The 24,134-nt window shown below is 65.3% G+C and carries 30 protein-coding genes, 3 tRNA genes and 1 pseudogene; 19 read left to right on the forward strand and 15 right to left on the reverse strand.

Going from position 1 to position 24,134, the window contains the following annotated elements; genetic code table 11:
• Positions 1-18: 18 nt before the first annotated feature.
• A tRNA-Asp gene (locus G6N35_RS15305) sits at positions 19-95 on the reverse strand.
• 31 nt (positions 96-126) lie between these two features.
• Positions 127-199 (reverse strand) — tRNA-Glu (locus G6N35_RS15310).
• 121 nt (positions 200-320) lie between these two features.
• Here G6N35_RS15310 and G6N35_RS15315 point away from each other — a divergent pair.
• A tRNA-Lys gene (locus G6N35_RS15315) sits at positions 321-396 on the forward strand.
• 62 nt (positions 397-458) lie between these two features.
• On the opposite strand, the pseudogene G6N35_RS27630 reads toward G6N35_RS15315, so the two are convergent.
• Positions 459-683 (reverse strand): annotated as a pseudogene (locus G6N35_RS27630) (helix-turn-helix domain-containing protein); the annotation flags it as partial.
• A gap of 136 nt (positions 684-819) precedes the next feature.
• Between G6N35_RS27630 and G6N35_RS15325 the strand changes: the two are divergent.
• The 6 genes from G6N35_RS15325 (at position 820) to G6N35_RS15350 (ending at position 3,611) form a co-directional block, all read left to right on the forward strand.
• Positions 820-1,044 carry a helix-turn-helix domain-containing protein gene (locus tag G6N35_RS15325; protein ID WP_163805022.1) on the forward strand — a complete coding sequence of 75 codons (225 nt, stop codon included), beginning with the start codon at positions 820-822 and terminating at the stop codon, positions 1,042-1,044.
• Entirely contained in the window at positions 1,041-1,199 is a 159-nt protein-coding gene (locus G6N35_RS15330; protein WP_163805023.1) for a hypothetical protein, read from the forward strand. The genes G6N35_RS15325 and G6N35_RS15330 overlap by 4 nt, the downstream gene beginning before the upstream one ends.
• A gap of 341 nt (positions 1,200-1,540) precedes the next feature.
• Positions 1,541-1,858, forward strand: coding sequence for a hypothetical protein (locus G6N35_RS15335; protein WP_163805024.1), 318 nt, complete (start codon positions 1,541-1,543; stop codon positions 1,856-1,858).
• A gap of 69 nt (positions 1,859-1,927) precedes the next feature.
• The gene (locus G6N35_RS15340; RefSeq protein WP_163805025.1) at positions 1,928-2,149 is read left to right on the forward strand and encodes a hypothetical protein; all 222 of its coding nucleotides are present in this window, start codon (positions 1,928-1,930) and stop codon (positions 2,147-2,149) included.
• A gap of 4 nt (positions 2,150-2,153) precedes the next feature.
• Positions 2,154-2,933 carry a hypothetical protein gene (locus G6N35_RS15345; RefSeq protein WP_163805026.1) on the forward strand — a complete coding sequence of 260 codons (780 nt, stop codon included), beginning with the start codon at positions 2,154-2,156 and terminating at the stop codon, positions 2,931-2,933.
• 48 nt (positions 2,934-2,981) lie between these two features.
• Entirely contained in the window at positions 2,982-3,611 is a 630-nt protein-coding gene (locus tag G6N35_RS15350) for a DUF7341 domain-containing protein (protein WP_163805027.1), read from the forward strand.
• A gap of 175 nt (positions 3,612-3,786) precedes the next feature.
• On the opposite strand, the gene G6N35_RS15355 is transcribed toward G6N35_RS15350, so the two are convergent.
• From G6N35_RS15355 to G6N35_RS15370, 4 genes are all read right to left on the reverse strand, one after another.
• On the reverse strand, positions 3,787-4,395 hold the full coding sequence (locus tag G6N35_RS15355; protein ID WP_163805028.1) for a DUF4189 domain-containing protein: 609 nt from the start codon (positions 4,393-4,395) through the stop codon (positions 3,787-3,789).
• A 94-nt stretch (positions 4,396-4,489) separates the two neighbouring features.
• Entirely contained in the window at positions 4,490-4,825 is a 336-nt protein-coding gene (locus tag G6N35_RS15360; protein ID WP_163805029.1) for a DUF732 domain-containing protein, read from the reverse strand.
• Positions 4,826-5,151: 326 nt separating this feature from the next.
• Positions 5,152-5,631, reverse strand: coding sequence for a DUF4189 domain-containing protein (locus tag G6N35_RS15365; RefSeq protein WP_163805030.1), 480 nt, complete (start codon positions 5,629-5,631; stop codon positions 5,152-5,154).
• 506 nt (positions 5,632-6,137) lie between these two features.
• Positions 6,138-6,737, reverse strand: a complete 600-nt coding sequence (locus G6N35_RS15370) for a site-specific integrase (protein ID WP_179967365.1) — start codon at positions 6,735-6,737, stop codon at positions 6,138-6,140.
• Positions 6,738-7,200: 463 nt separating this feature from the next.
• Between G6N35_RS15370 and G6N35_RS26920 the strand changes: the two genes are divergently transcribed.
• Positions 7,201-7,359, forward strand: a complete 159-nt coding sequence (locus G6N35_RS26920; protein ID WP_170313131.1) for a hypothetical protein — start codon at positions 7,201-7,203, stop codon at positions 7,357-7,359.
• Between the two features lie 25 nt (positions 7,360-7,384).
• Positions 7,385-7,741: a DUF2510 domain-containing protein gene (locus G6N35_RS15375; protein WP_163805031.1), complete on the forward strand. Its 357-nt coding sequence runs from the start codon at positions 7,385-7,387 to the stop codon at positions 7,739-7,741.
• On the opposite strand, the gene G6N35_RS15380 is transcribed toward G6N35_RS15375, so the two are convergent.
• Positions 7,696-8,730, reverse strand: coding sequence for an oxygenase MpaB family protein (locus tag G6N35_RS15380; protein ID WP_163805032.1), 1,035 nt, complete (start codon positions 8,728-8,730; stop codon positions 7,696-7,698). The two genes, G6N35_RS15375 and G6N35_RS15380, sit on opposite strands and share 46 nt — an antisense overlap.
• Before the next feature lie 55 nt (positions 8,731-8,785).
• Between G6N35_RS15380 and G6N35_RS15385 the strand changes: the two genes are divergently transcribed.
• Positions 8,786-9,367 (forward strand): TetR/AcrR family transcriptional regulator, encoded by a 582-nt coding sequence (locus G6N35_RS15385; RefSeq protein WP_163805033.1) that lies wholly within the window; start codon positions 8,786-8,788, stop codon positions 9,365-9,367.
• Here G6N35_RS15385 and G6N35_RS15390 read toward each other — a convergent pair.
• On the reverse strand, positions 9,364-9,834 hold the full coding sequence (locus G6N35_RS15390; protein WP_163805034.1) for a hypothetical protein: 471 nt from the start codon (positions 9,832-9,834) through the stop codon (positions 9,364-9,366). The genes G6N35_RS15385 and G6N35_RS15390 overlap by 4 nt on opposite strands.
• 253 nt (positions 9,835-10,087) lie before the next feature.
• Here G6N35_RS15390 and G6N35_RS15395 point away from each other — a divergent pair, with 253 nt between their 5' ends.
• From G6N35_RS15395 to phoU, 4 genes are all read left to right on the forward strand, one after another.
• Entirely contained in the window at positions 10,088-11,083 is a 996-nt protein-coding gene (locus G6N35_RS15395; protein WP_163805035.1) for an acyl-ACP desaturase, read from the forward strand.
• Positions 11,080-12,243, forward strand: coding sequence for a tRNA dihydrouridine synthase DusB (dusB, locus tag G6N35_RS15400; RefSeq protein ID WP_281357072.1), 1,164 nt, complete (start codon positions 11,080-11,082; stop codon positions 12,241-12,243). The genes G6N35_RS15395 and dusB overlap by 4 nt, the downstream gene beginning before the upstream one ends.
• A gap of 189 nt (positions 12,244-12,432) precedes the next feature.
• Positions 12,433-14,469, forward strand: coding sequence for an LCP family protein (locus G6N35_RS15405; RefSeq protein ID WP_163805036.1), 2,037 nt, complete (start codon positions 12,433-12,435; stop codon positions 14,467-14,469).
• Positions 14,470-14,555: 86 nt separating this feature from the next.
• A complete protein-coding gene (gene phoU, locus G6N35_RS15410; protein ID WP_163805037.1) occupies positions 14,556-15,221 on the forward strand; it encodes a phosphate signaling complex protein PhoU in 666 nt (221 codons plus the stop codon).
• A gap of 85 nt (positions 15,222-15,306) precedes the next feature.
• Here phoU and pstB read toward each other — a convergent pair whose 3' ends face one another.
• The 6 genes from pstB to G6N35_RS15440 form a co-directional block, all read right to left on the reverse strand.
• The gene (pstB, locus tag G6N35_RS15415) at positions 15,307-16,083 is read right to left on the reverse strand and encodes a phosphate ABC transporter ATP-binding protein PstB (RefSeq protein WP_163805038.1); all 777 of its coding nucleotides are present in this window, start codon (positions 16,081-16,083) and stop codon (positions 15,307-15,309) included.
• Positions 16,084-16,091: 8 nt separating this feature from the next.
• Positions 16,092-17,009 (reverse strand): phosphate ABC transporter permease PstA, encoded by a 918-nt coding sequence (gene pstA, locus G6N35_RS15420; protein ID WP_163805039.1) that lies wholly within the window; start codon positions 17,007-17,009, stop codon positions 16,092-16,094.
• On the reverse strand, positions 17,006-18,061 hold the full coding sequence (gene pstC, locus G6N35_RS15425) for a phosphate ABC transporter permease subunit PstC (RefSeq protein WP_246224323.1): 1,056 nt from the start codon (positions 18,059-18,061) through the stop codon (positions 17,006-17,008). Before pstC ends, pstA begins: the two co-directional genes overlap by 4 nt.
• Before the next feature lie 45 nt (positions 18,062-18,106).
• Positions 18,107-19,237: a phosphate ABC transporter substrate-binding protein PstS gene (pstS, locus tag G6N35_RS15430; RefSeq protein WP_163805041.1), complete on the reverse strand. Its 1,131-nt coding sequence runs from the start codon at positions 19,235-19,237 to the stop codon at positions 18,107-18,109.
• Between the two features lie 168 nt (positions 19,238-19,405).
• Positions 19,406-20,353, reverse strand: coding sequence for a mycothiol synthase (gene mshD / locus G6N35_RS15435; RefSeq protein ID WP_163805042.1), 948 nt, complete (start codon positions 20,351-20,353; stop codon positions 19,406-19,408).
• Positions 20,350-21,159 carry a winged helix-turn-helix transcriptional regulator gene (locus G6N35_RS15440; protein WP_163807702.1) on the reverse strand — a complete coding sequence of 270 codons (810 nt, stop codon included), beginning with the start codon at positions 21,157-21,159 and terminating at the stop codon, positions 20,350-20,352. The genes mshD and G6N35_RS15440 overlap by 4 nt, the downstream gene beginning before the upstream one ends.
• A 189-nt stretch (positions 21,160-21,348) precedes the next feature.
• On the opposite strand from G6N35_RS15440, the gene lmeA reads away from it, so the two are divergent.
• The 5 genes from lmeA (at position 21,349) to G6N35_RS15460 (ending at position 24,132) form a co-directional block, all read left to right on the forward strand.
• The gene (lmeA, locus tag G6N35_RS15445; RefSeq protein WP_163807703.1) at positions 21,349-22,164 is read left to right on the forward strand and encodes a mannan chain length control protein LmeA; all 816 of its coding nucleotides are present in this window, start codon (positions 21,349-21,351) and stop codon (positions 22,162-22,164) included.
• Positions 22,161-22,583 carry a TlpA family protein disulfide reductase gene (locus G6N35_RS15450; RefSeq protein WP_163805043.1) on the forward strand — a complete coding sequence of 141 codons (423 nt, stop codon included), beginning with the start codon at positions 22,161-22,163 and terminating at the stop codon, positions 22,581-22,583. The genes lmeA and G6N35_RS15450 overlap by 4 nt, the downstream gene beginning before the upstream one ends.
• 20 nt (positions 22,584-22,603) lie before the next feature.
• Positions 22,604-22,705, forward strand: coding sequence for an Ms5788A family Cys-rich leader peptide (locus tag G6N35_RS27765; RefSeq protein WP_407664552.1), 102 nt, complete (start codon positions 22,604-22,606; stop codon positions 22,703-22,705).
• A gap of 88 nt (positions 22,706-22,793) precedes the next feature.
• Positions 22,794-23,261 (forward strand): DUF4395 domain-containing protein, encoded by a 468-nt coding sequence (locus tag G6N35_RS15455; protein WP_163805044.1) that lies wholly within the window; start codon positions 22,794-22,796, stop codon positions 23,259-23,261.
• Positions 23,262-23,298: 37 nt separating this feature from the next.
• Positions 23,299-24,132, forward strand: coding sequence for a sulfurtransferase (locus G6N35_RS15460; protein ID WP_163805045.1), 834 nt, complete (start codon positions 23,299-23,301; stop codon positions 24,130-24,132).
• Positions 24,133-24,134 lie beyond the last annotated feature (2 nt).

Raw genomic sequence — 24,134 nt, forward strand, 5'->3', positions numbered from 1 at the left:
AGTGCCTCACCACATGCATGGCGACCCTGACGGGACTCGAACCCGCGACCTCCGCCGTGACAGGGCGGCGCGCTAACCAACTGCGCCACAGGGCCTTGCTGTGCCTTCACGTTTCCGTGTCGTGCGTACCCCCAACGGGATTCGAACCCGTGCTACCGCCGTGAAAGGGCGGCGTCCTAGGCCACTAGACGATGGGGGCCCGGCCGAATCTCTTCGGGGTACTCACAACGACTTAACGCTGGAGCGTCGTTAGCTTAGGGCACGGGGAGCCCAATCCCAAAACCAGGGCCCCAACCCGGAGGCAGTATTCTGTCCGACGCGCCCCTATAGCTCAGTCGGTAGAGCTACGGACTTTTAATCCGCAGGTCCCAGGTTCGAGCCCTGGTGGGGGCACCAGCAGCTCCGCCGTCGTCGTCTCCGCCACCGTCGTGACCGGAGACCGAGCGGAAGAACGTCGCAGGGTGGACGCCCAGTACATCGGCGACACGCTCAAGTTCGTCGACCGTGAACGCGTCTCGCTCACTCGTTGGCTTCAACCGCCGATTCAGTGTCGACTGCGAGATGCCGGCAGCCGAGGCAAGAGCGGACTCCTTGATACCGATGCGCGCCATTTCGACGCGAACCTCGGTCGCCACCTTCGCGCGGGCAGCCGACCGATCCGACATGTAGATGACCTTGCTCATGACAGCCGATACTAGATCCACCAGTGCATAAAATCACCCACATCTGGGTGAAACATTCACACAGGTTTGACGCTCCCAGCCATGACGAGACCAACAGGCCTTGACTTTAACCCACATGTGGGTAAATTACTCTTTCATGGTCGATTCGCCGACAGGTGGGATAGCAGCTGAGGTGCGTGCCATCATGGCCCGTAACCGGATTTCACAGCAGGAAGCGGCTGACGCAGCGGGCATCTCGCAGTCATCCATTTCGCGTCGCCTCGCAGGGGTAGCGCCGTTCACCGTGAATGAGATCTACCAAATCGCATCTCTCTGCGGCGTCGACCCGACTGACCTGCTGCCTACGAAGGCCAGCGCGTGAACAGCGCGCTGGTGGCTGCCCTGTTCATCCTCATGTTGGCAGGTGGGATCGGCTTCGGTGCATCTCTAAGTCTGCGGAAGGCAAAGCCACCGCCACGTTCGGCCGACGACCGCGACATCGATGAGTGGTACGCCGATCTGTGGTGGACGCGATGACGGCGCCGCGTTCAGCTGGCTCGCGGTTCGGTGGCTGATGGATCCATTGGCCCTGGCTGCTCTCGGAGTGGCGGCATTGGTTTCCATCGCGTTGTCCCTCGCCAACCGTGTGCAACTGGCGGAGCGTCGTAGCCACTCGCGCGCGTACCTGCCGACGCCGGATCCGCTTGGCTCCAGTGACCTTGTCACCGCGGACGAGATGTGCACGTCGTGCCAACAACCCCGATGCAGTTGCCGATAGCAGCCACACAGGCCCTTCTTCTCCACCTGAAAAAGCTGGAGGGCCGCCATGCCCGGCGACCCTCCGAAATGACACCGGTACCCAAGGTGAAAGGAACCCGATGTCGTATTCCACGGTAGCCCAAGAGCCCTTTGCAATCCGCGAGGGACTCACGGGAACGCCGGGTAGCACGGTCTCTCACCCGTTCATTGACGGCATGGTCGGCGGCCAGGCTGTCGTCACCGCGTTCGAATCACTGGCACAACGCGACGACGGCGGTTCGCCGCAATGGTTTCTGGTGACCTACCCCGACGTGGCGCACTTTGCCGGTGTCGATCACCCTGCCACGGTAGCGATCTCTGACGAAAGCCAAGCTCGCCAGTGGGTTTCGTTCATCGCTGCGTTGTGCGCCAAGGCCACCACGGCGGTGTCATCGTGACCCATTGGCAGAGCCGCGCAGCCTGCGCCGCGCATGGCACCTAACGCTCCGGCTCCGCTCGTACGCCGCATGTTCGCGCTCTTTCGCGAAGGTGGGGTCGAGTGCCGCCCGCACAGGTTGGCCGTCTGCTCGTTCATCACCTGGCGCTCAGTCGAATCCACCAACGACCTCACCGAGCGCGACGTTCGGGCGATCGGCGCCACGCTTGAGTACTGGAAAGCCTGCGGCGTAATCGAATACCGGTGCCGCCGTATCGCTAACACCTTGCAGGGGGCGGTGCCGAATGTCTGAGCGGATGACTATCACGCCCGAGCAGCGCCGACAGTGGGTGCGTCGGGTCATCGGTTGTGAGGACCTCACCGCCGCACAGAAAGCCGTTGTGCTGGCTCTGGAGACCTTCTCTGACTACCGCGACGGTTCGAACGCCCACCCGGGGGAAGCGAACCTGGCCGAAATTTGCTGCATCACAACACGCGCCGTCCGCAGCGCGCTGGAGCGCGGCCGCACGATCGGACTCATTCAGCAAACCGCACCAGCAAACCCGCGAGCCGCCCGAGCAGCTGTCTATCGCATCGTCGTACCCACTTTGTTCACCGGAACGGCTGTTCCTGTTGGCAACCCCATCACCGGAACGACGCATCCTGTGAACAACTCCACCGCCGGAACGTACAAGTCACCATCACCGGAACAGCCGTTCCTCCCACCAGAGTCATTCACCAAAAATACTGGTGTGTCACCCAACTCGGGTACGTCACCACGGGCCCACGCGGACGCACACATCGACGGGCCGCCATCACGATTCTGCGACAACCATCCGTACGGGACCAGGCACAAATGCTCCGACTGCGCCAATGCCCGAACAGCTTTCGACGCGTGGCAAACACATCGCCTCGAGCACAACGACGCTCTGGCCGCTGCCAACGATTTCGAACGGCGTCGGCGGCAGCGACTCATCGACAACTGCCCGCTGGGCTGTGACGACTTTGGACGAATCAGCGGTGTGGACTACGCCGGCAACGAAACTCTCAGGCCTTGCGATCACGGGCTATCGCTAGTGGTAGCTGCTGATGGCTGACCGTCAGGATATTGCCGAGACTCGAGCCCAATCACCATGTGAGGGAAGATGACTGCCACGACGCCGGGACGACGCCCCAACCTCACCGCCGCCGTCCACAGGCTCCGCAGCGCTATCGACCGGCTCATCACACCGACCACGGGCTACCAGAACAACGCCTACATTGAGGCCCCCGGGCTCTACACCCAACTCAAGGACGCCGTCGAACTCGGTCAACAGAGCAACACTGGTAGCGGCCGAGGATCGAAATCGCGCCCGCCGTTCTGGACCGACGCGGCCGTCCAGCTCCACAACATCGATCTCATGATCACGGTCTGGTGTCGATCCGCCGGCACCACCGTCGTCAAACTTCGCACACTGTCGGCCAAGACATGGACCGTCGAAGACACCGCCGAAGTCCGCCGCAAGGCCGGCATCATCAATGCCTGGGCTGATGACATCGACATCCTGCTCAATCACGGCCACGTCCAATACATCTCCGCGGCCTGCCCGTGCTGTGGTGCAGCCACCGCCCAAAAACGAGACAGCGCAGGAGAACTCATCCGATCACCAGCGCTTCAAGTGATCGCCGAATACGGCTGCACCTGCCAACAATGCGGCTACTTCTGGGCACCCGATAAGTACATCGACCTCTGCCAGCAACTGGGCCTCCCGCTCCCGGCCGGCGTCCTCGAGTAGAGCCATATCGGCGGTAAGCTCCCGGCACGTCGCCGATGACCGAGCCGCTATTGACACAGCCTGAATTGCCCGCCTCGCCATCAGGCTAAGACTCGCATCTCTTCGGCGACCGGCGAGGAAGCCGATTTCGTGGGATCAGGTTCCTCCTCGGCCTGTGAAGACCGGGTGAGGGGCACTACGGCGGCGTCACCGGATTGGAACACCTGACCGCGCCCGATTTGAAACCTGTGGGGTCCGCATCGCTGGCCGTCTGGTTGGCCGCATCCTGAAGAGCGCTCGCTTCGTCTGGTCCGCGGCCGCCAGTGAATCCCCCAGTACGCTGGTTGATCGCGACGGCAGCACAACCATATTCGGTCGTTGATCCCACATAGCACGGATACTTACCCGCGTTTTCTCTATTGCAAAGATCCATGGCGATCCGCACAGCTTCATCCTGGGTCCCCGCCATGCCGTATTTTATGGAAGGCTCGGGCGCGAAAGGGGCGACGACTAGGGCCACCCAATCTTCGCCGTAGGGGTCTTCAGGGCTGGCGCGCGCGAACGTGGGCGCGACGCTCCAGATCGTCACGACCGCCGCCAGTGCACCAAACTTTGCTGCGGCAATCCTGTTCATGGCCTGAGAGCTTATGCCATTATGCGGCGTTACGGGAACCAGCAGCTCGGCTCCGAAGGGGTCCAGCAATTCGAAGAGGACCGCGGCGCCGATCCCGAGGCACGCGTGCGAATCCCGGTTGTCGGCAGGTTCTGGTGGCGTAGCAACATCTTGTACGACGCGTACGTTCACGCCAAGCGCGACAGTATGGGGTAAAACCCGCACACGAGTCGAGATCGCCCGCGAGCCTTCGGGAGGGGGCGAGTTTAGACCATTTGGGGCCGAACTACTGGACGCCAGATAGATTATTCGGGCAGTAGGCCATTGCCGCGGCGACCAAAAAAGGGGTCGCCTGATCAATGTTGAAGCCAGCATCGAGCATCCATTGCAAGGTGCCAACCTTGCCGACGGTATCGAACCTGTTGCACGCCATGTGTGCCGAGTCGAACAGGCTGCCGCGCTCCACGGTGGAAAAGAATGACCATTGTGACGACGACTGCAGCTGGGCTAGGAACACCCGGTCTTGGTCGGTGATGTCGCCGGGTCGTGTTGTGGACGTCGGCGCGGCGGTCGCCGCATCGGTGGCCGACGGACTGCTGGACGTAACCGTGACCGTCGACACCGTCGCAGGATGTTGCTCGGTTGTCGTCCCGCAACCGACCAAGCTCACTGCCGTGGCCCCGATACCGCACCAAAACGCGCCTATACGCATTCCCATACCCCGTCCCAGACATGCCGCTGACAATTACCTGTGAGCGGGGAGGCTACGGCACCACATTCGACTGCAGCAAGGTGGGACGACTTTCCCCGTGCTGGCGGATAAGCGCGCCGCGCGAGAGACCTCCGTCAGAACTCATCCGATCGCCACCGCTTCAACAATGCGGTTACTTCTGGGCACCGAACAAGTTCGTTGGCCTCTGCCAATCACTCGACCTCCCGCTAGCGGCGCTAGGGCGCGGAGCAATAGTAGGCCCAAATATGCCCTTCTCCATTATGGTTTAGGCGACTCAATGCATCTGCTGAAGCGGCTTCCGGTGTGGGCCCGATCCCTGCTTGGGTCATGGGATCGTCGTCGTATGCAAGTGCGATACAGCCATTTTGGGTTTGGGCGATGGTTTCGCAAGCCGAGTTGGTCGCCGCGATGCATTGGGCTATCGAGATACGGCTGGCTTCTTGCGGGCTGGATCCTCTGCCCCAGTAAAGTTCTTGAGCACTAGCAGAGGCCGATAATGCGACGTAGTCATTGCCGGGCGTGTTTGGTAGGCACGCACTCAAATCGTCGGGATTGACGTACGAACCCGGTGGGCATTGCGGTGCTGCGACGACCGGGGTCGCATGAGCCGCTGGTGTGACCAGAAAGCCGACGGTGACCAGTGCGGTGATGATGGCAAAGCGACAAATCACGGTTTGTCCTGTCAGGGGCTTCAAATGAGTAGGGTAGCGAAGGTTTCATCGCTCTATCATCGCCGAATACTAGCGCTCGCTGGCGGTTCACTGTGAAGGTGTTGAACTTGGACCGGATTACATCGCGAATATCGACAGACGCCGCCGGTCCATCCACTGGGTCTGCTGCATGATGCAATGCCAGCATCGGCGGAGGATCAACCACGCCGCCGTGCGCGGGCAAAATCGATCTCGCACGGATTGGGTGCGGGTTCGCCCTAGGTAGGTTTGCCTGGGACCAAGACACAAGATCTCCGACACGCCGCGTTGACCGAACCACTCTTGACGCAGCCAGAATTTCGTGCAAACTAGGGGGGCGCGCTACACGTGTGCCCATAGCCCGGTAGACGCAAATCCCCCAGAATTTTGGCAGCACAACGCCGGCCTGGGGTGCAGCGATTCAGCCAGATATTCCGGCGGGTCGCCAGAACTGCTCAACCACAAACACTCTCAGCGCCACGCACGAGTCGCGGGCGGGCCGATCGGCGGATTCACCACGCTAGACGCTGGGAAATGCACGGTTCCAGCCCGGCCAGAAGGGCGAGCAGGATCATGCGCCGTGTTGAAGTCCACATGCGAGTCTGCAGGAGTTTCACCACTTCAGCGTCAGTGATCGGTCGGGGCTCCCGGTCGGGTGTGCGCGGGGTGCCGACCTTGATCATGGGGTTGTCGGCGCGGCGGTCGGTCACCTGCAGCCATTTGAACCAGGCGGAGAGGTAGCTGGTGTAGGTACAGACGGTGGAGTCACCCCACTGGTATTCGTGGTCGGCGATCCATCGGACGACACCCGGAGCGTCGATACTGATCGGTTGCACACCGGTGTCGATGTGGCACTGCCGGATGACCCGCAACCGTTCGTCGATGGTCCGGCGTGAGAGTCGTTGCGCGACTTGCCAAACCTCCCAATCAGCCAATCCGGTTGTGTGCGTCGTCATGGCAGGCAATATTGCGGTATTGCTGAGACGTTCCTGGCAATTATTTGACGTGTTAACTAATTTGTGACGATGCTGACGCTCACTCGTTGCGCCCGCAAGCTTCTCCCCTTCTGGCGGGTAACGGCCGTAGTTAACCACGGCCGCGTCGCGGCTCATGCCGCCGCACCTAACCGGGTAAGAAAAAAGAGCCCATTGGAAGGACTTTTAATCCGCAGGTCCCAGGTTCGACCCCTGGTGGGGGCACCAGCTCCATCGCCGTCCACAGTCGCGGGCCGGCGTGGCACTGTTCCCAGCCGCACCGCACGGCGAATTCCGCATCCGATCCGCCCGACCCATCACCGATCGTTGTCTTCAGCAAAATTCTCGTCGGAAATGAGATTGGTGGACAGCACGTGGATACCGCGCCACTTCACCGCGCGACAAATCTTTCCCATCGTCAAAGATCGACACCAAAGACCAAGGGCGCCAGCACTCTAACGGGTTTGCGAGATACGCGCGCGTCAATTTTGACTGGCGCTCGCAGCCAAAAAATGACATTTCGCATCTCGGATGTGTGAGGTATTTCAGCAACGGGTAAGTAAGCTCACAATTCAGGTCGGGACCGGTTCAGGAGAGCCCTATGAGCAGCCCGTGGGTCACCTCGACCGATGTCGTGCGGTACGCCATCGCCGACACGGTCCGCAAGCTCGGCGGCGACGAGGAAGCGATCGACGACATCGCCACTGCGGCCACCTACGCGATCTGGTGTTCGGCCTTCACAACCGGCCAGAGCCGCTGACACCAACCGCCTAAAATCATCGGCGATGGACGATCCCCGTAGCTCCGCGCCGTACTGGCGGCGTCACCCGATGCTGACCCTGGCGATCGTGGGCCTGCTCTGCTTCGCCGTCGCTAACGGGTGGTACCTGACCGCCACGGCGATTGCAGCCGTCGTCGCCGCGGTCACCACCCGGCGGGCGCTGCGCGCGGCCGCGCGTCGCAGGGCCGCACTACGCGCCCGTGCCGACTACGAACACACCCTGCACCTCGCCGGCGACCCGCGCGGCGGCTACGGGCAGTTCCCGCCGGTCGTGCCCGGCTGGTTTCCCGACCCGGGCCAACGTCGGCAGTGGCGCTACTTCGACGGCGCCGTCTGGACCGGGCAGGTCGCCCCGAGGTAGTGGATCCCGTTGTCCCGGTGATCCACCGGTGGCAGGTTCCGGGTTGGCGTATGCACCAGCGGGGCGTCGGCGGGACTGCGCCCGGTCGCACGATCCCAGCCCGCACGTGCTCGCGGATGCATCCGGCGCCGGGGCGGTACCAGTTTGAAGGCCAGGTTCACCGCGCGGCCGAACAGCCAGTGCAATCGCTCGTCGCGCCGCGACCAGGGGTAGCCCATCAGCTCCCGCACCGGCTCGTCATAGAGCCCGACCGTCAGCCACACCGCGAGAGGCCCCATCACCTTCAGGTACGCCGACCACAGCGGGTCCGGAATCCATTCCAGTGACGGGTGTTTGGGCATCGTGGACAGGTCAAGAACCTCGCGGGTGGCCCAGTTGTTCTCCAGCACCTCGCGGCACATGTGGTCCCAGTAGGCCTGGAAGTCCTCCCAGGTCTTCGGCACCGGCCGCATGCTCATGCCGTACATCCGGTACCAGGTGACGTGTTCGTCGAAGAGCTGGCGCTTCTGGGCTTCGGTCAGCCCGTCGCCGAAGTGCTCGGCGGTCAGGATGGTGCCCATGAAGAATGTCGCGTGCGCCCAGTAGAAGACATCGGGATTCAGCGCGCTGTAACGACGCCCCTGCTCGTCGACGCCCTTGATCGGGATGTGGTAGTCGCGGACCTCGGCGCCGGTGACCGGGGCACGGTCGCCGTCGAACACCACGCCACCGATCGGATACAGCGAGCGCAGCAGCCGTGGCAGCCGCTCCCGGAAGAAGATCGAGTGTTCCTGAACCGCCGCCCCGAGTTGGGGATGCATGTTCTGCATCGAACCCGCCCAGGGGCCTTGCAGGAGCCCGCGCCAGTCGCCGAAGTACTTCCAGGTCAGCGAGTCGGGACCAAGGACATCAGGCAGCATGTCGTAACCACCCGCGCTCACCGGGCAGCCCGGCCCGAGGGCAGCGCCGTCGGTGGTGTCCGGGTGCGCCTCGGACGTATCTTGGCTCAACTGATGACCTTCACATTCTGACTACGTGCGTTGTCATCACGAGCTTAGGAGCCATGTGACGTCGGGTCAACGACGGGGCCGCTGGTCGGGCGTGCCGCTGCAGGATCGCCAGACGCTGCGCCGCGACGAACTGCTCGCCGCGGGCCTGACACTGCTGGGCGATGCCGCGGGGCCCGCACTGACCGTGCGCGCCGTCTGCCGCACGTCCGGGCTGACCGAGCGTTACTTCTACGAAAGCTTCAGCGACCGCGACGATTTCGTCCGCGCCGTCTACGACGACGTCTGTAATCGCGCGATGGCCACCCTGATGACGGCGAGCACACCCCGCGAAGCCGTCGAGCGGTTCGTCGCGCTGATGGTCGACGATCCGGTGCGCGGGCGGGTCCTGCTACTGGCGCCGGAGGTCGAGCCCGTGCTGATCCACTCCGGAGCGGAGTGGATGCCGAGCTTCATCAAGCTGCTGCAGGGCAAGCTCACCGAGATCGCCGACCCGACGATGCAGAACATGGTCGCCACCGGTTTGATCGGGGCGCTGACGGCATTGTTCACCGCCTACCTGGACGGCCGGCTGGCAGCCTCGCGCGAGCAGTTCATCGACTACTGCGTAGACCTGCTGCTCAGCCGAGCGGCGGGTTAGCCGCCGGCGACCTGCCCGGCCTCACCCGGGACCTGGCCGTCCTGCAGAAGCTCACTGGACGACGACTGCTGAGCCTGCGCTTGCTGCTCGGCCAGCTTCTCCTCGTACGCCGACCGGGCCTGGCGCCCCTCCGGGCTGCCGATCGAGTTACCCGGCACACCGGCTGCGGCGAAGCTGTTGTTGCAGTTCAGGTAGAGCAGCACATTGCTACCAGTGCTGGAACCGCTGGAATCGAGGAAGTTGGCGCTGCGCGAACCGGTGACCGTGCACTGATCGGTCGGCAGGAAGCTGCCCACCCGGGTCGCGATCACCGGGGACTGGCCCGCATTGCTGATGGCCTGGGCCGCGTCGGCGTAGGTCTGCCCGGCGTATTCGTTGACCGCCGAGGCCACACCCGAACCGAAGACCGCGAACGATGCTGCCGCAACACCAACGGCTCCCATGCCGAGGACAAGGGGCTTCTTCACGTCTGCAACCTCCGAGTTGGGCATTTCCTGCGCGTTTACTGGAGAAACGCTTGTGGCTTCAGAATCGGAAGAGTACTCCACCGCGCCCGTCCGCGCAGGGGCACCGACCAGCAATTTGTGCGCCGCGCGTCGCCCACCGTGGACCGCGGCGAGCGGCCGCGGCCACCCGACTCGCCCGGGGCGGCAACTTGAATGTCACCGGGATACACAGATATATTGGTGCAACTACTGGAAACAGATAACTGGAGGGTTCATGTCGAAAGACCTGACCGACCTCGAACTTTTGCGTCAGCTCGAACCGGTGGCGGAGAAGCTGATCAACCGGCACCTGTCGATGTTCAAAGACTGGAACCCGCACGACTACATCCCATGGTCGGAGGGCAAGAACTACTACGCTCTCGGCGGCCAGGACTGGCATCCCGACCAGGCCCAGCTCTCCGAGGTGGCCCGTACCGCGATGGTGCAGAACCTGCTGACCGAGGACAACCTGCCCGCCTACCACCGCGAGATCGCGATGAACTTCTCCACCGACGGCCCGTGGGGCTACTGGGTCAACCGGTGGACCGCCGAGGAGAACCGGCACGGCATCTCGATCCGTGACTACCTCGTCGTCACCCGCAACTGCGATCCCGTCGAACTCGAGGAACTGCGCGTCGAGCAGATGACCCGCGGCTTCTCCCCCGGCCAGAATCAGCAGGGCGACCTGTTCGCCGAGAGCCTGTTCGACTCGGTGATGTACGTCAGCTTCCAGGAACTGGCCACCCGCGTCTCGCACCGCAACACCGGTAAGGCCTGCCAGGAGCCGGTCGCCGAGCAGCTGCTGGCGCGGATCTCCAATGACGAGAACCTGCACATGATCTTCTACCGGGACATCAGCGAAGCCGGGTTCGATGTCGCCCCCAACCAGGCCATGACGTCGCTGCACCGGGTGCTGCGCAACTTCAAGATGCCCGGATACACCGTGCCGGACTTCCGCCGTAAGGCCGTCATCATCGCCATGGGCGGCGTCTACGACCCGCGCATCCACCTCGACGATGTCGTGATGCCGGTGCTGAAGAAGTGGCGCATCTTCGAGCGTGAGGACTTCACCGGCGAGGCCGCCCGGCTGCGCGACGACCTGGGCAATCTGATCAAGGAGCTCGAGGAGACCTGCGACAAGTTCGAAGAGGCCAAGGCGCGCAAGCTGGAACGCGACGCGAAGCTGGCCGAGAAGCGGGCCGCCAAGGCACTCGCGGGAGCTTCGACATAGTCGACACCTCACCAGCCACCACCGGGCTGCGGATCGGGCCCTTCGCCCTCCGCAGCCCGGTTGTCTTGGCGCCGATGGCCGGCGTCACCAACGTCGCGTTCCGCACCCTGTGCCGGGAACTCGAAGAGGCCAAGGTCGGAACCGTTTCAGGCCTCTACGTCTGCGAGATGGTCACCGCCCGCGCCCTCGTCGAACGACATCCCGTGACGATGCACATGACGACATTCGCCCCGCAGGAGTCCCCGCGCTCGCTGCAGCTCTACACCGTCGACCCGGCCACCACCTATGAGGCGGCCAAGATGGTCGTCGAGGAGAACCTCGCCGACCACATCGACATGAACTTCGGCTGTCCTGTGCCCAAAGTCACACGCCGCGGTGGCGGGGCGGCGCTGCCCTACAAGCGACGCCTGTTCGGCCAGATCGTCGCGGCTGCCGTGCGCGCCACCGAGGGCACCTCGGTCCCGGTGACGGTGAAGTTCCGCATCGGCGTCGACGACGCCCACCGCACCCATCTCGACGCCGGCCGCATCGCCGAGCAGGAAGGCGCGGCAGCGGTGGCGCTGCACGCCCGCACCGCAGCTCAGCGGTACTCCGGCACCGCCGACTGGGACGAGATCGGAAAGCTCAAGGAGGCGGTGACCTCCATCCCGGTTCTGGGTAACGGCGATATCTTCGAAGCCAACGACGCCCTGGCCATGATGGCTGCCACCGGATGCGACGGGGTCGTCATCGGACGCGGCTGCCTGGGCCGGCCCTGGCTGTTCGCCGAGCTCTCGGCGGCCTTCACCGGCTCACCTGCACCGACGCCACCCACCCTCGGTGAGGTCGCCGACATCATGCGCCGCCACGGCGGGCTCCTGGCCGAGCACTTCGGCGAGGACAAGGGCATGCGGGACATGCGCAAGCACATCGCCTGGTATCTGCACGGCTTCCCAGCGGGCGCCGACCTGCGTCGGGCATTGGCCCTGGTCAAGACCCTCGATGAGCTCGACGGACTGCTCGACCAGCTCGACCCGGAGGTGCCCTTCCCGGCGGCGGCGACCGGCCCGCGCGGGCGCCAGGGCTCGGCCGCCTCGGTGTCGCTGCCCGAAGGCTGGCTCGACGATCCGGACGACTGCACTGTGCCCGAAGGCGCCGAGATCATGGGATCGGGTGGCTGATTCGAGACGGTCCCGACATCTCGGTGAGCTGGCGGCCACACATCTTGTCTCAGTACGATGAGGAACTTGTTGTAGACCGCCCCAGGAGCGGATCCGGGGCGAGAGGACGGCATTCCTCACCGAAGGTGCCAAGCAAGCCGTACCGCGCGACGACGCGCAAGACCCACCGGAGTCGGAGGCGACTGGAACATGAGTGACGGCGATAGCGCCACTCCTGGCCAGCGCGACGGCACCGAACCGGTCAGCGGCGAGCGCGTCACCCGAACACCGCGGCCCGCACACAGTCCCGCGCCCTGGGAACGCGCCGCGGCGTCCCACCGTGCCCCAGAGATGGCCCCAGAGCCGGCCTCCCGCCCGCGACCGTCGGGCAACCACACCGAAGGCGTCACGGTTGCCGACCTGATCGCGAAGGTCGCCGGGACCCCTGCCACACCGGCTGCGCCCAACCGGCACCGGATACAGGCGCCCGTCGAGCCGGCCGACGATGCGGCGGACCGGACCGAACCGATCCCGGTTGTCACGGCCGCCTACGCCGCTGAGCTGCCCGACCTGGAAGCCATCAGCCGTGCCCGCGGGCCGCTGGTCGCCGATCCCGACCCCGCCACACCCCGGAAGAAGACCGCCAGGAAGGCGGAAAAGAACAAGACCAAGCGCCGCAGACCCGTCCTGCTGGCCGGGCGGTCGGCGGCCGCCGTGTTCGCGGTATCCGCCCTGGCCCTGACCGGCGGGGCCTGGCAGTGGCAGTCCACCAAGAACGATCAGCTGCGCAATGTGGCGGCACTGGACCCGAACTCGCGGGACATCCTGGACCCCAATGCTCAGCACGGCGACGAGAACTTCCTGATCGTCGGCGTCGACTCACGGACCGGGGCCAACGGCCAGATGGGGGCGGGCAGCACCGCCGATGCCGAAGGCGCGCGCTCCGACACCATCATGCTGGTCAACATCCCGGCCGACCGGAAACGGGTGGTCGCGGTCTCCTTCCCCCGTGATCTGGCGATCACCCCGATGAAGTGTCAGGCCTGGAACTCCGACACCGGCGCCTACGGCCCGGTGTACGACGCCAACACCGGCGAGTGGAGCGACGACTGGCGCTACACCGAGACCAAGATCAATTCCGCCTACGCACTGGGCGGCCCGAAGTGCCTGGTCAAGGTCATCCAGAAGATGTCCGGCCTGTCGATCAACCGGTTCATGGCGGTGGACTTCGCCGGCTTCGCCAAGATGGTCGACGCCGTCGGGGGTGTGGAGGTCTGCAGCACCACACCGCTGGAGGACTACGAGCTGGGCACGGTGCTGGCCAACGCCGGACGGCAAACCCTGGACGGCCACACCGCCCTGAACTACGTGCGAGCCCGCCAGGTCACCACCGAACTCAACGGTGACTACGGCCGGATCAAACGCCAGCAGCTGTTCCTGTCCTCGCTGCTGCGCTCGATCATCTCCAAGGACACGCTGTTCAGCCTCAGCAAACTCAACAACGTCGTCAACATGTTCATCGACGACACCTATGTCGACAACGTACGGACCAAGGACCTGGTCGACCTCGGCCAGTCACTGCAGGGCATCAACGCCGGCCGGATCACCTTCGTCACCGTCCCGACGACCGGCATCACCGATTCCGACGGCAACGAGGAACCGCGGACCCAGGACATCAGGGCGCTGTTCGACGCGATCATCAACGATGACCCGCTGCCCGGCGAGAACGACACCAACGCGACCACCAGCCCGATGACCGCGGCCAAGAAGGCCGAGGAAGCCGCCCCCAGCGCCACCACGCAGGAGCCGGACGGGACCACCCAGACCGAACTGGTCAACGCGGTGACCACCAACCCGGCCGACGTCACCGTCCAGGTCTCGAACTCCACCGGTCAGCAGGGCCTGGGCGCGACCGCCACGACCGCGTTGCAGCAGCACGGCTTCAACGTGCTCGAGCCCGACGACTACACCGGCACCGTCAGCGGCACCACCGTGATGTTCTCGGCCGGCAACGAGGAGGCGGCCGCCACCGTGGCCGCAGCGTTCCCGAACGCGGCGATGCAACGGGTGTCCGGGCTGGGGCAGACGGTGCAGGTGGTCCTCGGTCCGGACTTCAGCAGCGTCGCCCCGCCACCGCCGAGCGGTTCGGCGGTCAGCGTGCATGTCAGCCACACCGCGGGCAGCACGCCGACGCCGTTGCCCGAAGACCTCACGGTGACCAACGGAGCCGACGTCACCTGCGAATAAGCCTGTCGGCCCGGTTTGCTTCCATTCACCGTTCGTTCACCGACCGGCGGCATACTCCGCTCACCTTCAGAAAGTAGGGTGGAGCAATGCGGACCGCATATCATGAGCAGCTCGATGCGCTGACGAACCAACTGGCCGAGATGTGCCGGATGGCCGGGGTGGCGATGGAGCGTGCGACACAGTCCCTGCTGCAGGCCGACCTGGTGTTGGCCGAGCAGGTGATCGGCGACCACGAGGCGCTCTCGAGCGCCAGTGCGCGCGCCGAAGAGGCGGCCTTCGTGCTGCTGGCCCTGCAGGCGCCGGTGGCCGGCGACCTGCGCGCGATCGTCAGCTCCATCCAGATCGTTGCCGACGTCGACCGGATGGGCGCGCTGGCACTGCACGTTGCCAAGATCGCCCGCCGCCGCCACCCGCAGCACGCGCTGCCCGAAGAGGTCAACGGCTACTTCGCCGAAATGGGAAGGGTCGCAGTCGAATTGGGGAACAGCGCCCGCGAGGTGCTGCTGTCCCGGGATCCGGAGAAGGCGCGTCGCATCCGCGAGGAAGACGATGCGATGGATGACCTGCACCGGCACCTGTTCAGCGTCATGATGGACCGCGAGTGGAAGCATGGTGTGGCCGCCGCGGTCGACGTCACCCTGCTGGGCCGGTTCTACGAGCGCTTCGCCGACCACGCCGTGGAGATCTCCCGCCGGGTGATCTTCCAGGTGACCGGTCACCTGCCCGAGGAAGAGGAGATTCCGACCTACTGAGTCGGGATCTCAACCGGGACAACCGAATACCTACGACAAAGGGGCTGCCACGCTGAGCGTGGCAGCCCCTTTGTCGTATCGAGCGTTATCCGAAGCGGCCGGAGATGTAGTCCTCGGTGGCCTTCTGGCTGGGGTTGGAGAAGATCTTTTCGGTGTCGTCGATCTCCACCAGCTTGCCCGGCTTGCCGGTGGCCTCCAGGTTGAAGAACGCGGTCTGATCACTCACCCGGGCAGCCTGCTGCATGTTGTGGGTGACGATCACGATGGTGAAGTCCTGCTTGAGTTCGGAGATCAGATCCTCCACCGCAAGGGTCGAGATCGGATCCAGCGCCGAGCAGGGCTCGTCCATCAGCAGCACGTCGGGCTGCACGGCGATGGCGCGGGCGATACACAACCGCTGCTGCTGGCCGCCGGACAGGCCGCCACCGGGCTTGTCGAGACGATCCTTGACCTCGTTCCAGAGGTTGGCGCCCTTGAGCGAGCGCTCGCAGGTCTCGTCGAGAACCTTGCGGTTGCGCACGCCCTGCAGCTTGAGGCCGGCCACCACGTTGTCGCGAATCGACATGGTGGGGAACGGGTTCGGCCGCTGGAACACCATGCCGATGGTCTTGCGCACACCCACCGGGTCGACCCCGGAGCCGTAGATGTCCTCGCCGTCGAGCAGCACCGACCCCTCGACGCGGGCGCCGGGGATGACCTCGTGCATGCGGTTGAGAGTGCGCAGCACCGTGGACTTGCCACAGCCCGACGGGCCGATGAAGGCCGTCACGCTACGGGGCGGCACGGACATCGACACGTCGGAGACCGCGTGGAACGAGCCGTAGTAGATGTTGACCTCTTTGAGGTCGAGACGCTTGGCCATGGTGACTCCTAAACCTTCTTGGGAGCGAAGAATTTCGCGATGAAGCGGGCGCCGATGTTGAGCACCGCGATGAGCAGGATCAGCGTCAGTGCCGCGCCCCACAGCCGGTCGGTGGGGACCGGGTTGGCGCCGGCACCGGCCGAGGTCTGGTCGTACATCATGCCCGGCAGCGAGCCCATGAACCCGTTGAACATGTCGAAGTTCATCGCCTGGGAGTAGCCGACCAGGATCAGCAGCGGCGCAGTCTCGCCCATCACGCGGGCCAGGGCCAGCATGATGCCGGTGACGATGCCCGACAACGCTGTCGGAATGACAATGAGCGCAATGGTTTTCCACTTCGGAACGCCCAGTGCGTAGCTGGCTTCACGCAGATCCATCGGCACGATCCGCAGCATCTCCTCGGTGGATCGCACGATGACCGGGATCATCAGCAACACCAGCGCCAGCGAGACGGCGAACCCGGAGCGCTGGAAGCCCAGAGTGGCGACCCACAGCGCGTAGATGAACAGCGCGGCGACGATCGAGGGCACACCGGTGAGGATGTCGACCATGAAGGTGGTGATCTTGCCCAGCTTGGTGCCGCCGCCGTATTCGACGAGATAGATACCGGTGAAGACACCGATCGGAATGGAGATGACCGCGCAGACCAGGCCCTGCAGCAGGGTGCCGATCAGTGCGTGGTACACGCCGCCGCCGGCCGCGAAGGCCGTCATCCCGGCCTGCGAGTTGGTCCACCAAGTGCTGTCCAGCACGGTGCTCAGCCCCTTGGTGATCACCGAATACAGCACCCACAGCAGGGGAACCACGGCGATCAGCACCGAGAGCGACACCAGCACGGTCGCGGTGTTGTTGACGATCTTGCGCTTGAGCCCGACGGGCTGGAACGTCGGCCCCTTGACCGGTCGGTCCAAGGTCTCGGCGGTCATCGGGCACCCCTTCCGGTCACCGCGGCGCGGGCCGCCGAGTTGACCACGAATGTCAGCACGAACAGCACCAGACCCGCCGCGATGTAGGCGCCCGCCTTGTATTGGTCGTTGAATTCCGATGCGGCCGAGGCGATCTTGCTGGCGAAGGTGTAACCGGCGTCGAACAACGACCAGCCGAACGCCTTCTGCGTGCCGCGCAGGATGATCAGCAGCGCGATCGTCTCACCGAGGGCTCGGCCCAGACCGAGCATCGCCCCGCTGATGTAGCCGGACAACCCGAACGGCAGCACGGTGGTCCTGACCACTTCCCAGCGGGTGGCGCCCAGCGCCAGCGCGGCCTCGATCTGGCCGCGTGGGGTCTGGACGAACACCTCGCGGGCGACCGCGGTGATGATCGGCAGGATCATCACCGCGAGCACGATGCCCGCGGTGAAGATCGTGCCACCGCCGGCCACCGATGCATTGCCTGTCGAGAACAGGAACAACCAACCCAGATTCGTGTTGAGCCACAACGCCAGCGGCTTGATCACCGGCGCCAGGACGTACAGGCCCCAGACGCCGTAGATGATCGACGGCACCGCGGCCAGCAGGTCCACCATGTAGCCCAACGGCCCGGCCACCCGGCGCGGCGCGTACTGGGTCAGGAAGATCGCGATACCCAACGCCACCGGCATGGCGAGAACCAGCGCGAACAGCGACACGAACACCGTCACCTGGAGCAGGTCCAGGATGCCGAACTTCATGTGCGCCGTGTCGGTGGTGACCCAGTTCCCGCCGTAGGTGAAGAAGTTCACCTCGTTGCGCGACAGCGCGGGCACCGCGCGCCAGACGAGGAAGAAGCCGATTGCGGCGATCAGGGTGATGATCAGGATGCCGGAGCCCTCCGAGAGTCCTCGGAAGATCCGGTCACCGAGCCTTACCTTGCTGTGCCCCGACGGATTCGTCGGAAGCGCCGGCTTTTCCGGGATGGGCTGCGCCACAACCTCACCTGACCCGGCATCCACCGGGTCAGGACCGGCCGTGTGATCGCTCACGTCCACCCCATCGCTCACTGATCTCTCCATCGTCACCGCAATCGACCTACCTCGCCAGTCTTGTTACTGAATTGCGTTGACGGCGGTCAGCAGCCGCTGCTTGAACGCGTCGGGCAGCGGCACATAGCCCGCAGCCGGGAGACCGGACTGGCCGTCGTTGGCGGCCACCGTCAGGAACGACTTGACCGCGGCGGCGGTGTCGGCGTCGTAGCCCTTGGAGCAGACGATCTCGTAGGTCGCCAGCATCAGCGGGTAGGCGCCGGGCTCCTTGGTCGCGTAGATCGAGTTCAGATCCAGCACCAGGTCGTTGCCCTCGGCCTTGAACTTGGCGGCGTCGATGGCCTTCTTCGCGGAATCGTCGCTCAGCGCCACAGCCCCGCCACCGTTGTCGATCGACGCCGTGGCCAGGTTGGCCTGGCTGGCGAAGCCCTTCTCGACGTAGCCGATCGCGCCCGGGGTGGCCTGGATGGCCTGCACCACACCAGCGGACTTCTGCGCGCCTTCACCGGCGCCACCCTGGAACTCCTTGCCCGCACCCTTGGTCCAGCTCTGCGGAGCGGCGGCAGTCAGGTACTTCTGGAAGTTGTCGGTGGTGCCCGAGGAATCCGACCGGTAGATCGGGGTGATCTTCTGGTCCGGCAGGCTCACGCCGCTGTTCTCGGCGGCGATGGCCGGGTCGTTCCAGTTGGTGATGCCGCCGCTGAAGATCTTGGCGATGGTGTCACTGGTCAGGGTCAGCTTGTCGGCGCCGGGGACGTTGTAGGCCAGCGCGACCGGGCCGAAGACCAGCGGCAGGTTCCAGGCCGGGTTTCCGCCGCAGCGCTTGGCGGCGGCGTCCGGCTGATCCTTGGACAGCGCCGAGTCCGAGCCGGCGAAATCCACCTGGCCGGCGATGAACTGGGTGACGCCCGCACCGGAACCGGTCGGGTTGTACGACAGGTTCTTGCCCGCGCACTTCTGGCCCCACACCTGGTTGAACACCGCGATCGCATTCTGCTGCGCGGTCGAACCCTCGGCGGTCAGCGCGTTCTTGCCCCCGCAATCGGCCGAGGACGCCGACGAGCCGGATGCACCGGCCGACGAGGACGACGACTTGCTGTTGTTGTCGCTACCGCAGGCGGTCAACGTCAACCCGGTGATCGCTGTCGCGGACACGGTCACGAGGAACGCCTTGCCAAAGCTGTTCAGATTCACCTATCCCACTTTCTCCAGTTCGGTTCGCCTCGGCACAGCCGAACGCGTCATCGGGGAAGTTATGCGCCAGGGGTGGACGGAACCCGTTGAGAAGATGAACCCGGGGTGAACAGGTTGGTGAACGTGGCGTTGCGACCAGCCGGGCATCGGCTGTGACCGTCGCTGCCGTTAATTTCGCTGGTCAGCGGGTGCGTACGCGGTGTCGAGGTTGCTCACGGTGAACCCGAGCCGCTCGTAGGTCTTCACTGCCGCGGTGTTGTCGGCCTCGACATAGAGCATCACCGCCGGGTCATCACTTCCCCCGGGTCGCTGCGCTCCTGCCCCAAGGTCGTGGCCGCCCAGACGCTGCGCCAGGTGTCCGATCCCGACCAGGGTGAGAACACGTCCCAGACCACGGCCCTGCGCGGCCGGATCGACCCCGACCACGTAGACCTCTCCCAGCCCGGGGTGCTCGGCGTGCACCTTGGTCCAATGGAAGCCCAGCAGCGCCCCGGTGGCGTCGTCGAACGCCAGGAACAGGCCGTCTGGATCGAACCACGGCTCACCGCGGCGGGTGGAAATCTCGTCCTCGCTCCAGCCGCCCTGCTCGGGGTGCCAGGAGAAGGCCGCATTGTTGACGCGCAGCAGTTCGGCGTTGTCGGCCGGCCCCGCGTAGGTACGGACGGTGATGCCGGCGGGCAGCTCGACTGCGGGCACCTCACGCAGCGTCCGCCGCATCTGCATCAGCTCGCGCACGGCGGTCATGCCCAGCGCCGAGGCGGCCGCCGCGGCCGGGGGCAGCGTGCCGTGCGCCCAGAACCGGACCCGGCCACCGGTACGGTCGACGGCTGCCCGCAGGAGTGCCGTGCCCAGCCCGCGGCGGCGATGGTCGGGATGGACGACGAGTTCACCCATCGCGTCGGCGTCGTCCCGGCCGGGCGCGAGGTTGAGGTAGCCGAGGACGTCTCCACTGTCCCCGGTCGCCAGCAGATGGCCCGTGCGGTCGGTGGGCAGCTCGCGCAGGACCTGTTCACCGACGGGCGCGACACCGTCGGTGAGGGTGGCCGCCTCGACGAGGGCGTGAACGTGCTGCTGCTCGGCCCCCGACAGGGTGGGCCGCCAGTGTGGCGCGGTCACTGACTGCGCAGTGGATGCGGCATCGAGCCCGCCGAGTGCAGGGCGTCCTGCACCGAGTCGGTCAGGGATTCGTCGGCGTCGCCGAAGTCCTCGTCGTCGGCGTCGACATACTCCGACTCGACGGCCGGCGGACGCCCCCGAGCCGGCCGTACCGCCTTGTAGCCGACGTTGCGGACGGTTCCGATCAGTGACTCGTACTCGGGCCCCAGCTTGGCGCGCAGCCGCCTGACGTGGACGTCGACGGTGCGGGTACCGCCGAAGAAGTCATAGCCCCACACCTCTTGCAGGAGCTGAGCCCGGGTGAAGACCCGCCCGGCGTGCTGGGCGAGGTACTTCAGCAGCTCGAATTCCTTGTAGGTGAGATCCAGCGGGCGACCGCGCAGCCGCGCGGTGTAGGTGCCCTCGTCGATGACGAGCTCACCGAGGCTCACCTTGCCGGCGCTCTCCTGGGTGGCCATGCCGCCGCGGCGGCCGACGAGCAGGCGCAGCCGCGCGTCGATCTCGGCCGGGCCGGTGCTGGGCAGCAGGATCTCGTCCAGACCCCAGTCGACGTTGACGGCCACCAGACCGCCCTCGTTGACCACGGCCACCACCGGCACCGACGTTCCCGTGGTGCCCAGCAGCCGGCACAAGCCACGGGCAGCGGCCAGGTCGGTGCGGGCATCGACGATCGCCACGTCCGCGCTGCCCGCCTCCAGCAGGGATGACACCTCCGTCGGCGCTGACCGGACGTTGTGCGCGAGAAGCGCCAGCGACGGCAGCACCGACTCCGGATGCGGGTCGACGGTCAGAAGCAGCAGGTCCAACAGACTCTCCAATGCTCTGGATGGGAAACCGTCGACAGCGTCGTCGCGGTGACCTACCAGACTCATGGGCGACATATGGCCGTTACCGACCATGGGTCAACTAACTTTAACCCGCGACCTGCTATTTAGCCGATCTGAGCTCTTTCTGGACACCTCGGCGGGGTGCGCGGCCGCCGGTCGCGGCATCCGATAGGCAAGAATGTGCAGGTGCGGAAGCTGCTGACGGCCCTCGGCGCCGCGCTGCTCGCGGTGGTCATCGGGGCGGTCGGCGCCGACTTCGGGGCCACTATCTACGCCGAATACCGGCTGGCCCGGACCGTGCGCAGTGTCGCGGGACTGTCCTTCGACCCGTCGGTGGCGATCCTCGGCTTCCCGTTCATCCGGCAGGCCATGCGCCACCACTACAACGAGATCGAGATCAAGGCCAACGGGGTCGACCACGCCGTGACGGGCAAGGCGTCGCTGGAGGCCACCATGCACAACATCGACCTCACCGAGGCCTCCTGGCTGATCAGGCCACACGCCGAGCTGCCGGTGGGCAAGCTGGAGAGCCGGATCATCATCGACTCCTCGCACCTTGGCCGCTACATCGGCATCAAGGATCTGATGGTCGAGGCGCCGTCGAGGGAGACCAATGACGCCACCGGCGGCACCACCGAGTCGGGCATCTCGGGGAGCAAGGGGCTGGTGTTCACCGGGACGCCGAAGAAGGCCGGCTTCGACAGATCGGTCAGCGTGACCGTCGACCTGTCGATGGCCGGTCCGGACCAGACCACCCTGGTGTTCACTGCCACCGGGATCGAGATGGGCCCCGGCACCGCGGACCAGGGCGTCCCGGAGGACAAGAAGGCCGCCGTGCTCGCCGCGTTCAGTGGCAGCCTGCCCGGCCAGAAGCTGCCGTTCGGTGTGCGTCCGACCACCCAAGGTGCCCGCGGATCGGACATCATCATCGAAGGCATCTCCGAGGGAGTAACCATCCGCCTCGACGGGTTCCCACAATCATGACTCCTGCACTTGTCACCGCGATCGTGGCGATCGTCGCCGCCTTGGGCATCGCCGCGGTGGCCGGCGTCCTGCACAACCGCCGCTCCGGCGTGCTGCGCGACACCGCCGAACCGTCCGCGATCGACACCAGCGACCTGGGCCTGTCCCGGACCGGACCGACCATCGTGCACTTCAGCGCGGTCTGGTGCGGTCCGTGCAGCGGAGTGCGGCGGGTGGTCAACCAGGTGTGCGCCGAGATGCGTGAGGTAGCTCACGTCGAGATCGATATGGATGCCAATCCGGCTGCTGCGCGCAAGCTTTCGGTGCTGTCCTTGCCGACGACGTTCATCTTCGACGCGCAGGGCCGGCAGCGGTACCGGACATCGGGGGTCCCCAAGGTCGCTGACCTGCGCTCCGCCCTCGAGCCTCTATTGGCTTAACGACGGGGTCATTGGGTACCATGGCTGCCGTGTCCGCCCGCCTCGAGCTCATGCTCACCAAGCGCCGCGCAGTGGATCTGTGCCGCGTTGCGGGTTGTTGCTGTTGTTGTTGTAGCTGCTGAGTAGCTGCGCCTTTCTCGCGTCGCCACTCGGAGCAGGCCTTCTTGGCGTGTCTCCCCACCAGCCCACCCCAGCAACAGGAGTAGCTCCATGTCGACCACGTCCAACACCTCTGCGACACCCGATCAGGTGGACGTCCGCGGCCCGCGTTTCGCGGCCTGGGTGACCACCGCCGTCCTGGTGGCGGTGCTCATCGTCTCGGCGGTCAGCACGGCTGGCGCGGCGATCCTCCTCGGTCTGCAGGCGGTGGTGTTCGCCATCGGCGCACTCGGCGGTCCGCGCAAGCATCCCTACGGCCGGATCTTCGCCACCGTGGTCGCGCCCCGCAAGGGGCCGGTCACCGAACGGGAACCCGTGCCGCCGTTGAAGTTTGCCCAACTGGTCGGATTCATTTTCGCCGTCGTCGGGTTCGCCGGGTTCGCCTTCGGCGCTCCGCTGCTCGGCGTCATCGCCACCGCCTTCGCACTGTTCGCCGCGTTCCTCAACGCGGCGTTCGGCATCTGCCTGGGCTGCCAGCTCTACCCGCTGGTGACCCGAGTGCGCCGTATCCCCGCATAAGCCTGTACGACACAAAAGAATCGAAAGGAACCACTTCATGGCTCGCTCCGACGTCCTGGTCTCCGCCGACTGGGCCGAGAGCAATCTCGACAACCCCAAGGTCGTCTTCGTCGAGGTCGACGAAGACGCCAGCGCCTACGACACCGGTCACATCGCCGGTGCCGTCAAGCTGGACTGGAAGAAGGATCTCCAGGATCCCATCAAGCGGGATTTCGTTGACGCCCAACAGTTCTCGAAGCTACTGAGCGACCGCGGCATCGGCAACGACCACACCGTCGTGCTGTACGGCGGCAACAACAACTGGTTCGCCGCCTACGCCTACTGGTACTTCAAGCTCTACGGCCACGAGGACGTCAAGCTCCTCGACGGCGGGCGCAAGAAGTGGGAGCTCGACGGCCGTCCGCTGAGCGCCGATACCGTCGAGCGGCCCGCCACCAGCTACACCGCCAAGGCCCTCGACAACAGCATCCGAGCACTGCGCGACGAGGTCATCGCCGCGATCGGTACCAAGAACCTGGTGGATGTCCGCTCACCTGACGAGTTCTCGGGCAAGATCCTGGCTCCGGCCCACCTGCCGCAGGAGCAGAGCCAGCGCCCCGGCCACATCCCCGGTGCCATCAACGTGCCGTGGAGCAAGGCCGCCAACGAGGACGGCACCTTCAAGTCGGACGAGGACCTGGCCAAGCTCTACGCCGACGCCGGCCTGGACGGCGAGAAGGAGACCATCGCCTACTGCCGCATCGGTGAGCGCTCGTCGCACACCTGGTTCGTGCTGCAGGAACTGTTGGGCCACAAGAACGTCAAGAACTACGACGGCAGTTGGACGGAATACGGCGCCCTGGTGGGTGCCCCAATCGAGTTGGGAAATTGATC

It is taken from the genome of Mycolicibacterium anyangense (assembly GCF_010731855.1).
GTDB lineage: Bacteria > Actinomycetota > Actinomycetes > Mycobacteriales > Mycobacteriaceae > Mycobacterium > Mycobacterium anyangense.